Origin of the sequence: Geomonas sp. (assembly GCF_035254065.1) — a bacterium.
GTDB lineage: Bacteria > Desulfobacterota > Desulfuromonadia > Geobacterales > Geobacteraceae > Geomonas.
This window is the reverse complement of record NZ_DATFBA010000142.1, coordinates 1-12521: the sequence shown is the minus strand read 5'-3', so window position 1 is coordinate 12521 and position 12521 is coordinate 1. Positions and strand designations below refer to the sequence as shown.

At 62.0% G+C, this 12521-nt stretch carries 11 protein-coding genes; 8 read left to right on the top strand and 3 right to left on the bottom strand.

The features are described from left to right. Positions 1 to 213 precede the first annotated feature (213 nt). Genes VJ604_RS07060 through VJ604_RS07045 form a run of 4 tightly spaced genes read left to right on the top strand, consistent with a single transcriptional unit; the run spans position 214 to position 3688 of the window. Positions 214 to 984 (top strand): MlaE family ABC transporter permease, encoded by a 771-nt coding sequence (locus tag VJ604_RS07060; protein ID WP_324081048.1) that lies wholly within the window; start codon positions 214 to 216, stop codon positions 982 to 984. A gap of 7 nt (positions 985 to 991) precedes the next feature. Next, a complete protein-coding gene (locus VJ604_RS07055; protein WP_324081046.1) occupies positions 992 to 1738 on the top strand; it encodes an ABC transporter ATP-binding protein in 747 nt (248 codons plus the stop codon). 33 nt (positions 1739 to 1771) lie between these two features. After that, on the top strand, positions 1772 to 2221 hold the full coding sequence (gene mlaD / locus VJ604_RS07050) for an outer membrane lipid asymmetry maintenance protein MlaD (protein ID WP_324081044.1): 450 nt from the start codon (positions 1772 to 1774) through the stop codon (positions 2219 to 2221). A gap of 36 nt (positions 2222 to 2257) precedes the next feature. Further along, positions 2258 to 3688 (top strand): TolC family protein, encoded by a 1431-nt coding sequence (locus VJ604_RS07045; RefSeq protein ID WP_324081042.1) that lies wholly within the window; start codon positions 2258 to 2260, stop codon positions 3686 to 3688. Positions 3689 to 3860: 172 nt separating this feature from the next. Here VJ604_RS07045 and VJ604_RS07040 read toward each other — a convergent pair whose 3' ends face one another. From VJ604_RS07040 to VJ604_RS07030, 3 genes are all read right to left on the bottom strand, one after another. Then, positions 3861 to 6014, bottom strand: coding sequence for a hybrid sensor histidine kinase/response regulator (locus tag VJ604_RS07040; protein ID WP_324081040.1), 2154 nt, complete (start codon positions 6012 to 6014; stop codon positions 3861 to 3863). 272 nt (positions 6015 to 6286) lie between these two features. Beyond that, entirely contained in the window at positions 6287 to 6784 is a 498-nt protein-coding gene (locus tag VJ604_RS07035; protein WP_324081039.1) for a PaaI family thioesterase, read from the bottom strand. Further along, positions 6784 to 7953, bottom strand: a complete 1170-nt coding sequence (locus VJ604_RS07030) for a ChaN family lipoprotein (protein ID WP_324081037.1) — start codon at positions 7951 to 7953, stop codon at positions 6784 to 6786. Before VJ604_RS07030 ends, VJ604_RS07035 begins: the two co-directional genes overlap by 1 nt. Before the next feature lie 329 nt (positions 7954 to 8282). On the opposite strand from VJ604_RS07030, the gene VJ604_RS07025 reads away from it, so the two are divergent. From VJ604_RS07025 to VJ604_RS07010, 4 genes are all read left to right on the top strand, one after another. Beyond that, positions 8283 to 8888, top strand: a complete 606-nt coding sequence (locus VJ604_RS07025; protein WP_324081036.1) for a Tgt2/MlaC family protein — start codon at positions 8283 to 8285, stop codon at positions 8886 to 8888. 125 nt (positions 8889 to 9013) lie between these two features. Further along, positions 9014 to 10102 carry a 3-isopropylmalate dehydrogenase gene (leuB, locus tag VJ604_RS07020; RefSeq protein ID WP_324081034.1) on the top strand — a complete coding sequence of 363 codons (1089 nt, stop codon included), beginning with the start codon at positions 9014 to 9016 and terminating at the stop codon, positions 10100 to 10102. A 72-nt stretch (positions 10103 to 10174) separates the two neighbouring features. Next, positions 10175 to 11272 carry an aspartate-semialdehyde dehydrogenase gene (gene asd, locus VJ604_RS07015; protein ID WP_324081032.1) on the top strand — a complete coding sequence of 366 codons (1098 nt, stop codon included), beginning with the start codon at positions 10175 to 10177 and terminating at the stop codon, positions 11270 to 11272. A 104-nt stretch (positions 11273 to 11376) separates the two neighbouring features. After that, positions 11377 to 12396, top strand: a complete 1020-nt coding sequence (locus VJ604_RS07010) for an aspartate-semialdehyde dehydrogenase (protein ID WP_324081030.1) — start codon at positions 11377 to 11379, stop codon at positions 12394 to 12396. Positions 12397 to 12521: the final 125 nt, after the last annotated feature.

Sequence of the window (12521 nt, the reverse complement as noted above, 5' to 3'; positions counted from 1 at the left end):
GGGCTACCCCAGGCCAAGCGGTACCTGGAACAGCTGGATGCGCGCAAGGGAGAAGCGAGCCTCCCGCAGCTGCACGCCAAGACCAGGACCGGCTTCTGACTCCCTCCCTCCTAATTAATTCATTTGCCCCACCTTTACAATCTTCCTTAACCATCTACAATCGTTAGCAGAGCACCAGCGCCGTTTCACCCTTTTTCTCATTGGCGACCTTCTATGTCCTATCTCGTCCGAAGACTCGGCACCTTTACCCTTGGCAGGCTGGCTGAAATGGGGAGGATGTTCAACTTCATCCTCTACGCGGTGTACGTCTGCGTGAGGTCGCCGGGTCACCCCGGCCACATCATCAAGCAGATGAGTTTCATCGGCGCCCGCTCGAGCTTCGTGATCGTGCTGACCGCCGGCTTTACGGGGATGGTGCTCGGCCTGCAGGGATACTACACCCTGACCAAGTTCGGCTCGGAGGGGATGCTGGGGGTGGCGGTGGCGCTCTCCTTGATCCGCGAGCTGGGGCCGGTGCTTTCCGCGCTGATGGTGACCGGGCGCGCCGGCAGCGCCATCAGTGCCGAGATCGGCATCATGCGTATCAGCGAGCAGATCGACGCCCTGGAGACCATGGCGCTGGATCCCTACAAGTACCTGGTCGCCCCCAAACTGATCGCCTCCATCATAGTGCTGCCGCTTCTCTGCGCGCTGTTCGACGTGGTCGGCATCTGGGGGGGGTACCTGGTCGGGGTCAAGCTCCTCGGGGTTAACCCGGGCGCCTACTTCGGGGAGATGCAGCGGAGCGTGGAGTGGAAGGACGTCTACTCCGGTATCGTCAAATCGGTCTGCTTCGGTGTGATCATCGCCTGGGTCTGTTGCTACAAGGGATACTACACCGGCCACGGCGCCGAAGGGGTCTCCCGCTCCACCACCACGGCGGTGGTCCTGGCCAGCGTGCTGATCCTGATCTGGGACTACTTCATCACTTCGGTGCTCCTGTGAGGCGTGCATGATCGAGCTCAAAGGGGTCAGCAAATCGTTCGGCAGCCAACTGGTCCTGAACCAGCTGGACCTCAAGATACCGACCGGCAAGATCACCGCCATCATCGGCCCCTCCGGCGAGGGGAAAAGCGTCCTCCTGAAGCACGTGATCGGCCTGTTGCGCCCCGACGAGGGGAGCGTGCTGGTGGACGGCGAGGACATCTCCCGGATGGGGAGAGGGCAGCTCAACCGGGTGCGCGAGAAGTTCGGCATGCTCTTCCAGAACGCCGCGCTCTTCGACTCGCTGACCGTCTTCGAGAACGTCTCCTTTCCTCTGCAGGAGAAGACCAGGCTTTCCGAGTCCGAGATCGCCGAAAGGGTGCGCGACGCCCTCGAGCACGTCGGGCTTAGCGGCGTGGACAAGAAATTCCCCGATCAGCTGTCGGGGGGGATGAAGAAGAGGGTGGGGCTTGCCCGGGCGCTGCTGATGAACCCCGCGATCATCCTGTTCGACGAGCCGACCACCGGACTCGACCCGGTCATCTGCCGGGCCATTCACCAGATGATCAAGGAGACCCACGCCACCTTCGGTTTCACCGCGGTGGTGGTCTCCCACGAGATACCGGAGATCTTCGACATCTCCGATTACGTGGCGGTGCTCTACCGGGGACGCATCATCGAGAGCGGCCCCCCCGAGCAGATCCAGAGCTCCACCGACCCGGTGGTTCGCCAGTTCGTGACCGGGAGTCTGGACGGGCCGATCCATCTGATCTGAGATGGACATCATCAAAGCTGCACAGGTGACAACATGAAAAGAGTAGGGCTCGATACCGCGGTCGGCATTTTCGTGCTGATCGGCATCATCTGTCTCGGCTACCTCTCGGTGAGGCTCGGCAAGCTCGAGCTTTTGGGGGGCGACTACTACCAGGTGAGCGCGCTGTTCGATTCTTGCGCCGGCCTGAAGAAGGGGGCCTCGGTGGAGATCGCCGGTGTCGACGTGGGCCGCATCGAGAGCATAACGCTGGACCCCAAGAGCTACCGGGCCCGGGTCAACCTGAAGCTGCGTCGGAGTGTCAAGCTGCAGGACGACGTGATCGCCTCGGTGCGTACCAGGGGGATCATCGGCGACAAGTTCCTGCTTCTCAAGCCGGGGGGCTCGGACATCCCTCTCAAGGAGGGGGGCGTGATCAGGGATACCGAGTCTGCGGTCGATCTCGAAGAACTGCTGAGCAAGTACATCCACGGACAGGTGGATTGAGATGTCGCGGCTGTTGCCGCGGTGGAGGAGGGAGCGATGAAACGGGTAGCGATGATGATCGGAACGGTCGTCAGCCGTGCCGGGGGCTGTCTGCCCCCCTCGCTGCACGACCGGGATGCCGGAGGCTTGCTGGGGAGGGGCTGTGCCACCGCGCTGGCCGCCTTGCTGCTGGCGGCGACGGCACCTTTGGCCCAGGCCGAGGAGACCCTCACCCTCAAGGAGTGCGTCACCCGCGCCGTCGCGCATGCGCCGGAGATGGGGGAGGCGCAGGCGGACGTCGAGTTGATGAGCGCCAAGCTCTCCGAGGCCAAGGGTTACCGGCTGCCGCAGGTCGACTTCCTGGGGCTGACCGGGCCCATCCCGGGTGCCAGGGGAAACCAGGTCTACTCGCAGGACAGCGTCGACCACCCCAACCACTGGACCTGGTACGCGAAAGGTGATTTCCTGGCGGTGCAGCCGATCTACAGCTTCGGCAAGATCTCCCACGCCATGTCGGCGGCCACCCACGGCATCGAGGTGGAGAAGTCCCGCAAGGAGCAAAAGCGCAACGAGATCGTGGTCAAGGTGAAGGAATACTACTACGACGTGCTCTTGGCGCGGGAGCTGAAAAACCTGCTCGCCGAGGTGCGCGACGACCTGACCAAGGCGAAGGAGAAGGCGAAGAAACTGCTGGACCAGAACTCGAGTAACGTCGAGGAGGCGGACATTTACAAGCTGGATGCCTTCGGCGGCGAGGTGGACAAGTACCTGGCCGAGGCCGAAAAGGGGGAGACCCTCGCGCTTTCCGCCTTGAAGGTCAAGGTGGGGGTGCCGCGGACCGCCAAGCTGGAGCTGGCCGATGCCAGGCTCACCAAGGTAGACCAGACCATCGGCCCCCTGGACTCTTATGTGGCGCGTGCGCAGGGGGTGCGCCCGGAGTTCCGCCAGGTGAAGGAGGGGCTCAAGGCACGTGAGGAATTGGTGGCTGCGGCCAAGGCGGCACGCTACCCGGACATCTTCGTGGGAGCCATCCTCTCCAGCGCCTGGTCGCCCGGACGCGACCGGGTCAACAACCCTTGGGTCCCGGACGATTACAACCATTTCTGGGCCGGCGCCGCACTCGGCATGAAGTGGAAATTCGACTTCGGCATCACCTCCGCCAAGATATCGCAGGAACAGGCGCAGTACGACCGGCTGGTCTCCACCAAACAGTTCGCGGACGAGAACATCCCGCTGGAGATCACCAAGTTCTACGACGAGGGGATGGAGGCATCCAAGGGGATCGAGGCGACCAGGACCGGCTACGAGAGCTCCAAGAAGTGGGCGGTGACCGCGCTGGCCAATTTCGATTTCGGCATCGGACCGGCCAAGGAGATCTTCGACTCCCTGCAGCAGTACGCCAAGATGCGGGCGGCCTATTTCCAGGCGGTCTTCAACTACAACATGGCAGTTGCCAATCTAACTTACGCGACTGGGGATTGGGAGTAACGGCCGGTGCATACCCTCGCCCCTTCAGGGGAGAGGGTGGCCGAAGGCCGGGTGAGGGTTGTTCGCAACTGGGGAAAGTCCCGCCCTCACCCCTTCCCCTCTCCCCCGAGGGGGCGAGGGGTGTATAAAGGGGGAACCAAAAGAGGAAGGGAAGCTACAGCGGCCCTGGCGCTCACTGCGTCAGGGCCGTCGTTTTGCCGACTTCGCTCAGCGCCTGCTGGATTTCGGTGCTGCGGTAGGGCTTGATGATGGCCGCGCAGAAGCCGTGTTCGGCAAAGCGTGCCATCACCGGGTCGTTGGAGTAGCCGCTGGAGACGATCAGCCGCGCCGCCGGATCTAATGCGAGGATGTGGCGGGCGGCGTCCTTGCCTCCCATGCCGGTCGGCACCGTCAGGTCCATGATCACGGCGAAAAACGGCTCACCTGTCTCGCGCGCCTCGCGGTAGAGGCTCACCGCCTCCTCACCGGTGCTGCAGGTAGTCACGGAGTAGCCGAGGAATTCGAGGATGCCGGTGGTGAGGGTCCTGATCGGTTCCTCGTCGTCCATCACCAGGATGGCCCCCTTGCTCACCGCCTCCAGCGCCGGCGGTTGGCTGGCAGGGGGAGGCGTGGCGACCAGTTCTCCGGCCGAAGGGAGGTAGAAGGTGAAGGTGGTGCCATGCCCCAGGGTGGAGTCGACCTCTATCTTCCCCTGGTGCTTGGCGACGATCGAGTGGACCGAGGCCAGGCCGAGGCCGGTCCCCCCAGCCTTGGTGGTGAAGTAGGGATCGAAGATCTTCTGCTGGTCCTCCATGGTGATGCCGCACCCCTGGTCGGTGAAGGATACCCTGACGTAGCATCCGGCGGGAAGGGCGGCGCTGTTGTCGGCGTCCAGGATGACGTTCTCCCCCCGCACACCCAGGGCACCCCCTTCCGGCATCGCCTGCAGCGCGTTGATGATCACGTTGTTGAAGACCTGGCTCATCTGCCCCTCGTCGGCCAGGATGCCATCCAGCGAGGCCGCGATGTCGACCGTAGTGGTCACCTTGCTGCCACGAAGGGCCAGGTTCAATGACTCCTGGACCAGGTCGGCCACCGAGACCGGCTTCATCACCGGCTGCCCCCCCTTGGCGAAGGTCAAAAGCTGGTGCGCAAGCTCCGCCGCCCGCAGCGAGGCCTTCTCCGCGTTCTCCAGCGGTTTCCTGGCCGGATGCGATCCGTCCAGCAAGAGCCCCAAGAAGGAGATGTTGCCGAGGATGCCGGTCAGGATGTTGTTGAAGTCGTGGGCGATCCCTCCCGCCAGGATGGCGAGCGATTCCAGCTTCTGCGTCTTCAAAAGCTCGCTTTGCATCGACTGCCAGCGGGTCACGTCGGTGAAGATGTAGACGATCCGGTTGTGCACCAGCCGGAGGTTGAGGATCACATGGCGAACGGAGCCGTCGCTGCAGGTAAGCCTGGCCTCGAAGGGTGAAACCACCGCCCCGGGGGTGCGCGTGGCGGCCATGGCCCTGCTCCAGGCCTCCTTGATCTTGGCCCGGTACTCTGGGTCGGGGAGGGTGCTCAACAGCCAGCGGTCTATGGTCGGCAGGTCGTCGATGGTGTAGCCCAGCCAGTCGATCAGGCAGCGGTTGAGATACTGGACCGCCCCGCTTTCGTCGGTCCAGCCGATCCCGACCGGCATCTCCTCCATAAGAACCTTGAGCAGTTCCTCGTTTTGCCTAAGCGCTTCCTCAGCCATCTTCCTGGCCTCGATGTCCCTCACCATCACGATGATCCGTTCCTGCCCGTTGATGGTCGCGCCGCGCATGTTGACCTCGGACCAGAAGATGGTGCCGTCCTTTTTTCGGCTGCGCCATTCGGAGATCTGCGGGATACCCTGCGCCGTTTGCCTGATCAGCGCCAGCGCCTCCTCTTGCGAATAAGGGGGCTCGCCCAGGCTCAGCTCCTGGACCCGCAGATGGATGGCTTCCTGGCGGCTATACCCGAACATGGCGGACATGGTCCGGTTCACGTCCATGATGTGGCCGCTGACCGGATCGTGGATGAAGAGAGCGTCGTTGACGTTGTCGTAGATGGCCTGGAAGCGCTCCTCGCTCTCCACCAGTTGCGCGATGGCGTCGTTGTCGCGCCGCACGAAGCGGGCGATCAGCTGGTAGAGCAGCGTGGAGGTGATGACGATGAAGACGAGCCCTTTGAAGACGCTGATGTGGGAGATGGTTTCGGGATCACGGACGAACCAGGTGAGAATGGTGTCGGAGAGGTAGATCCAGGCGCTTCCGAACACAACGTAGATACCGACGATCTTGCTGGTTTCCCGGCTGCCACCGAGTTTAAGGCGGCTCTTCATGGATGCTCCACTCGTTGGGGAGGTCTACTAAAGGGGGGCAAGTTAGTGAACACAGGATGCCATGACGCAAGCTGTGCAGTCAAGAACCGTCTGGAGGGGGCAAAAGAGGTTCTTCACGGTTTTTTTGGGGGGGCAACCTACATCACCAAGCTTCCTGACGCCATTCGCCCTGAGCCTGTCGAAGCATGTCCTGAGCCCGTCGAAGGGGGGCGCTTGTAGGGTCGGAAGGGGGTGCTTCGAACAAGCTCAGCATGAACGGCCACCGACGCTCTCTAGCTGTCGGCCGGTTCCGCTGTTGAAGCCGGAGCCGTAGCCGAGCCGTCGGCGAAGGTGATGCCGCGCAGCTTGGTGTCGCGGGCTATCTTGAAGGTGGTCGAGTATTCCATCACGGCCCTTTCGTCCTCGTCAAAGACTGTCACCCGCCCTTCGATGGTCCGCTCGACCTTGGAGACCATCTTGGCCCGGGCGGTCACCACCCCTTTCTTGACGGGGTGCTGGAAGGTGACCTCCATCTTGGTGGTGGCAAAGTGGGAGCCGGGCTCGAGGATGCTCTTGATGGCCATCACCACGGCGGTATCGGCCAGGCTGACCAGGGCGCCGCCGTGCATGATGCCGGCTCCGTTGGAGTATTCGCGGTAGAAGGGCATCGACAGCGTCGCCTGGCCGTCGGCCGCCTCTTCGATCTTCATGTTGAGCAGTTGCTCGAAGGGGGCCGTGCTGATCCAGGCGTCCATGGCGAAGTGGTGGGGACCGGTGGATGGTGTGGTCATTATTTCTTCTCCGGCTTCTGTTCCGGCACGGTCGGCAGGAAGGTCACCTCCAGCTTGAGCGGTTTGCCGTCCCGCAGCAGTTCCAGAGTGGAGTGGTCGCCGGCCTTTTTCTTCTTGATGGCGTAGGCGAGGTCATAGCTGTCGATGAGGGGTTCGTTATCGAGGCCGATCAGGACATCCTTCGCTTTGACCCCGGCACGCTCGGCGTTGGATCCCGGCACCACGCTGCTGACCTCCAACCCCTTGCCGGAGGCGGTCGGCTCGTACATCACTCCCAGCATGACTGCCCGCTTGGGCAGGGACTCATAGGAGAGGTAGTTCAGGAAGTCGTAGGGGCGCATGGGAATCTGCGGCAGTTCGGCCTCATCCATGTACTCCGGCTTGGTCCCTTCGGCAACGGCTATCTCGGTGCCGCCGATCAGCACGTAGGAGGTAGGGATGCGCCGGAAGACCCTGCGCGGGATGCCGAACCCGTACTTGATATGGTTGCCGCCGGCCATCACCATCAGGTGCTTCCCTTTCCCGGCCGGGCTTAGCAGGTAGCGGGCGGCCGTCTCCGCCATGGTCTCGTCCCAGAGGGTCTGGACCCGCAGGAACGCCTCCACCTGCATCTTGCCGTGGCTGTGCCCCTCGAACAACCCCTCGGTGGTGCCGCGCTGGTAGATGTCGCTCATGTCCATTTCCGGCAGTTGCGCCTTCTCTTCGGCAGAGAGTTCCTCGGCCGGCTTGCTGCGGACGGCCTTCACCAGATCCTTGTTCGCATTGAGTCCCAGGATGGGGATGTGCTTGTCACGGGCGAACAGCAGGATATCGCGGTAGTAGTCGAAGTCCATCTTCCAGTCGTCGAACCACTTGACGGCCTTCACGAAGCTCTTTTCGTCCAACTCCCCCGCGCTCCAGCGGTCCAGCACCGGCTGCTGCGCGCGGTGGAACATCTCCATCCCCAGCGCGACCCGGCCCGGATGGCGCTGCTCCAATCCCTGCAGGACCTCCAGTTCCACCCGGTGGGAGGCCGGGTTGTCGTGGGTCTCGCCAACATAGACCACCCTGGCGTCGGCGGCGATGTCCAGCATCTGGGTCTTGCTCACCAGAAAGCCGGTGGGCAGATGGACGATCTCGCCTACCTTGGGCGGGGTCGAGCGGGGATATGGTTCCTGAGGATCACCCATGAGGATCTGCTTCGATGAGACGGGACAGCAGGCAGTGATGGCGAGTAGGCACAGTGAGGCAGCCACGTGCAGTGGGCGAGAGAAAGAGATCATGTTTCCTCCGCGGTGGAAGATGTAAGGACGTCGGATCCGGCATGCTGGATTGATGATAACTCTTTGTTATATAAGTGATATTGAAGGGTTAGAGGTTGCTTAATTGTCGGGGGGTGGTATTCTGTTCCCGTGTCCGAAGTTAAACAAGATGGTACCATATCATTCATGAATATAAACCGCAAGTTCGAGCAGGGGCTGATCCCCAGTCACTACCACACGAAAAGGAGAAGATGCCTATGAGACACGCGCTCTTGATCTTTCTTACCTTCAGCTTCCTTTCAGGAGCCGTTCCCGCCCTCGCCGCTCCCACCGTCACCGAACAGGTAAAGCAGGTCGTCGACCAGGTGGTGAAGATAGTTTCCGATCCGGAGATGAAGAAGCCGGCCAAGGAACCGCAGCGCAGACAGCAGTTGAAACAATCGATCGCCACTATCTTCGATTACGGCGAGATGGCCCAGCGTTCGCTGGCGACGCACTGGAAAAACCGTACCCCGGCTGAAAAGAAGGAGTTCGTCTCCCTCTTCGCGACCCTGCTGGAAAATTCCTATGCGGGAAAGATCGAGTCGTACCACAACGAGAAGATCGTTTACCTGGGGGAAACCGTGGATGGGCAGTACGCGGAGGTGAAATCCAAGGTGATCGCGCCCAAGGGGGATGAGTACTCGCTGGACTACCGCCTGATGAACAAGGGTGGTAAATGGCTGGTCTACGACGTGGTGATCGAGGGGGTAAGCCTGGTCTCCAACTATCGCGGTCAGTTCAACAGGATCATCAACAGCCAGGGGTATCCCGAGCTGGTGAAGAAACTGAAGACCAAGAGCGAGGAGCTGAAGGCGCCGTAACCGCAGCCAACTGAAGCATCGGTGTCTAGGGCCGTTAAACCTCTGTTTGACGGCCTTTTTATGTTGACAATATGGCGGCTACGCTAATAGAATCGCGATTTTATTAACAACCTGGAGGTTTGCGAATGGGAAAGCTTTTTAAGGTAGCGGTTCTGGCGGGTGACGGCATTGGTCCGGAGGTCATGGCCGAGGCACTTAAGGTGCTCGATGCGGTCGAGAAACGCTACGATGTTACTTTCGAGCGGACCCCCGCAAACGTCGGTGGGGCCGGTATCGACCTGGAGGGGCGCGCCCTTCCGGAGACTACCGTCAACATCTGCAAGGCGTCCGACGCCATCCTGTTCGGTTCGGTGGGTGGCCCCAAATGGGAAACGCTTCCCCCGGATGAGCAGCCGGAGCGCGGTGCGCTGCTGCCGCTTAGGAAGATCTTCGGCCTCTACGCCAACCTCCGTCCGGCCATCATCTTCCCGTCGCTTACCGGCGCCTCCTCCCTGAAGGAAGAGGTGATCGCCGGGGGCTTCGACATCCTGGTGATCCGCGAACTGACCGGCGGCATCTACTTCTCCCAGCCCAAGGGTATCGAAGGTGAAGGTAATGCCCGGATCGGCGTGGATACCATGCGCTACAGCGTCCCGGAGATCGAGCGCATCGCCCACGTCGCCTTCAAGGCCGCCCAGAAGCGCGGCAAGAAGGTCTGCTCCATCGACAAGGCCAACGTCCTCTCCACCTCGGTCCTCTGGCGCGAAATCGTGATCAACATCGCCAAGCAGTACCCGGACGTCGAGCTCTCCCACATGTACGTCGACAACGCCGCCATGCAGCTGGTAAAATGGCCCAAGCAGTTCGACGTCATCCTGTGCGAGAACATGTTCGGCGATATCCTCTCCGACGAGGCGGCCATGCTGACCGGTTCGCTCGGCATGCTCCCCTCCGCATCGCTTGCCGAAGGCTCCTTCGGCATGTATGAGCCCTCCGGCGGCAGCGCCCCGGACATCGCGGGGCAGGGGATCGCCAACCCGATCGCCCAGATCCTCTCCGCCGGCATGATGCTCCGCTACTCCTTCGGGATGGTGGAGGCGGCCGACGCCATCGACAAGGCGGTCGCCAAGGTGCTCGACCTGGGCTACCGCACCAGGGACATCTACCAGGAGAAGGAAGGCGAGAAGCTGGTCAACACCAAGGAAATCGGCGACGCCATCATCGCGAATCTGTAATTTCCCGATGGCGTGGTATTAAATACAACGCGGTATCAATACCCATTCCCAATATAGAAAAGGAAACGAACTATGAAAGTCGGACTTGTCGGTTGGCGTGGCATGGTTGGCTCCGTTCTCATGCACCGGATGCAGGAAGAGAACGATTTCGCTGGGATCGAGCCGGTATTTTTCACTACTTCGCAGGTGGGGCAGCCTGCCCCCATGAATGCCGGGATCCTGAAGGATGCTTCGGATATCGCGGAGCTGAAGAAACTCGACGTCATCATCACCTGCCAGGGCGGCGACTACACCAAGGCCGTCCGTCCCAAGCTCGCCGAGGCGGGCTGGAACGGCTACTGGATCGACGCGGCCAGCACCCTGCGCATGGAGAAGGACGCCGTCATCATCCTCGACCCGGTCAACCGCAACGTGATCGACGAGGCCCTCTCCAAGGGGATCAAGGATTTCATCGGCGGCAACTGCACCGTCAGCCTCATGCTGATGGGCCTGGGCGGCCTGTTCCGCGCCGGGCTGGTGGAGTGGATCACCTCCATGACCTACCAGGCTGCCTCGGGTGCCGGTGCTCCCAACATGCGCGAGCTCCTCTGCCAGATGGGCGTCCTGCACGGCGCCGTCTGCGAGCAGCTGCAGAACCCTTCCTCGGCCATCCTCGACATCGACCGCCGGGTCACCGCTACCCTGAGGGGCGAAGAGATTCCCAAGAAAGAATTCGGCTTCGCGCTGGCCGGCAGCGTGCTCCCCTGGATCGACCGCGAGGTCGAAGACGGCCAGAGCCGCGAGGAGTGGAAGGGCTTTGCCGAGACCAACAAGATCCTGGGCACCACCTCTCCGATCCCGGTCGACGGCATCTGTGTGCGCGTGGGCGCCATGCGTTGCCACAGCCAGGCGCTGACCATCAAGCTCAACAAGGATGTGCCGATCGCCGACATCGAGAACCTGATCAAGAACGACAACCAGTGGGTCAAGCTGGTCCCCAACAACAAGGCCGACACCCTCGCGCAGCTTACCCCCGCCGCCACCTCCGGCTCGCTGACCGTTCCGGTCGGCCGCGTGCGCAAGATGAAGATGGGCCCGCAGTACCTCTCCGCCTTCACCTGCGGCGACCAGCTGCTGTGGGGCGCCGCCGAGCCGCTGCGCCGCATGCTGCAGATCCTGAAGGAAAGGTAACAGCGGCAGCTTAGCTTAACCAATAGTGGTATCTCGAATGGAGCGCGTCCCCTCGTGGCAGGATCGGGGGGCGCGCTCCTGTTTTCGTCTTGAGGAGAATAGATATGAGCAGGCTTTGGAACGTTGCAGTAGTGGGCGCGACCGGCGCGGTGGGAACGCAGATGCTAGAGTGCCTGGAGGAGCGCGACTTTCCGGTGGGGAAGATCAAGCTGTTGGCCAGCAGCCGGAGCGCGGGCGAGGTCCTGGAGTTTCGCGGCAAGGCGGTGCAGGTCGAGGAGTTGACCCACGACAGCTTCGAGGGGATCGATATCGCCCTCTTTTCGGCGGGAGGGGCGCGCTCGGAGGAGTTCTGCCCCTCGGCGGCCAAGGCCGGCGCGGTCTGCATCGACAATTCCAGCGCCTGGCGCATGGACAAGGACGTCCCGCTGGTGGTCCCGGAGGTCAATCCCGAAGCCATCGCCGGCTACAAGAAGAAGGGGATCATCGCCAACCCCAACTGCTCCACCATCCAGATGGTGGTGGCGCTCAAGCCGTTGCACGACTTCGGTGCCATCAAGAGGATCGTGGTCTCGACCTACCAGGCGGTTTCCGGCACCGGCAACAAGGCAATCGATGAGCTGCGCGTCCAGGTCGGCGAGCTTCTGAACGGTCGCCCGGCCGTCGCCAAGGTCTACCCGCACCAGATCGCCTTCAACTGCCTGCCGCAGATCGATGCCTTCTGCGACAACGGCTACACGAAGGAAGAGATGAAAATGGTCAACGAGACCGCCAAGATCATGGGGTCCGACATCAAGGTCAGCGCGACCTGCGTGAGGGTCCCGGTCTTCTTCGGTCACTCGGAGTCGGTGAACATCGAGACGGACAAGAAGATTACGGTGCAGAAGGCGAGGGAACTGCTGGAAGACGCGCCGGGTGTGGAGCTGGTGGACGATCCCGCCGAGGGGGAATACCCCATGGCCATCAACGCCGCCGGTGAAGACGTCACCCTGGTTGGCCGCATCCGCGAGGACGCCTCGGTCAAGAATGGCCTCAACCTCTGGGTCGTCGCCGACAACGTCCGCAAGGGTGCCGCGACCAACGCCGTCCAGATCGCGGAGATCCTGGTCGAGAAGTATCTCAAGTAATTGGTTCTTTGATGTTCCGAGGCCTTTCCCCCCTCGCCCTACGGGAGAGGGGAGGGGGGTGAGGGAACTTTCAATCGGCGGAAATGTCAGTCGGTGCGTGGCTTCCCTCACCCCGGCCCTCTCCC

What these genes read in the sequence shown, in the direction of transcription:
- VJ604_RS07055 (WP_324081046.1), top strand. Translation starts at nt 992, where the DNA reads ATGATCGAGCTCAAAGGGGTCAGCAAATCGTTCGGCAGCCAACTGGTC.
- VJ604_RS07010 (WP_324081030.1), top strand. Translation starts at nt 11,377, where the DNA reads ATGAGCAGGCTTTGGAACGTTGCAGTAGTGGGCGCGACCGGCGCGGTG.
- VJ604_RS07030 (WP_324081037.1), bottom strand. Translation starts at nt 7,953, where the DNA reads ATGGGTGATCCTCAGGAACCATATCCCCGCTCGACCCCGCCCAAGGTA.
- mlaD (WP_324081044.1), top strand. Translation starts at nt 1,772, where the DNA reads ATGAAAAGAGTAGGGCTCGATACCGCGGTCGGCATTTTCGTGCTGATC.
- VJ604_RS07060 (WP_324081048.1), top strand. Translation starts at nt 214, where the DNA reads ATGTCCTATCTCGTCCGAAGACTCGGCACCTTTACCCTTGGCAGGCTG.
- VJ604_RS07045 (WP_324081042.1), top strand. Translation starts at nt 2,258, where the DNA reads ATGAAACGGGTAGCGATGATGATCGGAACGGTCGTCAGCCGTGCCGGG.
- asd (WP_324081032.1), top strand. Translation starts at nt 10,175, where the DNA reads ATGAAAGTCGGACTTGTCGGTTGGCGTGGCATGGTTGGCTCCGTTCTC.
- leuB (WP_324081034.1), top strand. Translation starts at nt 9,014, where the DNA reads ATGGGAAAGCTTTTTAAGGTAGCGGTTCTGGCGGGTGACGGCATTGGT.
- VJ604_RS07040 (WP_324081040.1), bottom strand. Translation starts at nt 6,014, where the DNA reads ATGAAGAGCCGCCTTAAACTCGGTGGCAGCCGGGAAACCAGCAAGATC.
- VJ604_RS07025 (WP_324081036.1), top strand. Translation starts at nt 8,283, where the DNA reads ATGAGACACGCGCTCTTGATCTTTCTTACCTTCAGCTTCCTTTCAGGA.
- VJ604_RS07035 (WP_324081039.1), bottom strand. Translation starts at nt 6,784, where the DNA reads ATGACCACACCATCCACCGGTCCCCACCACTTCGCCATGGACGCCTGG.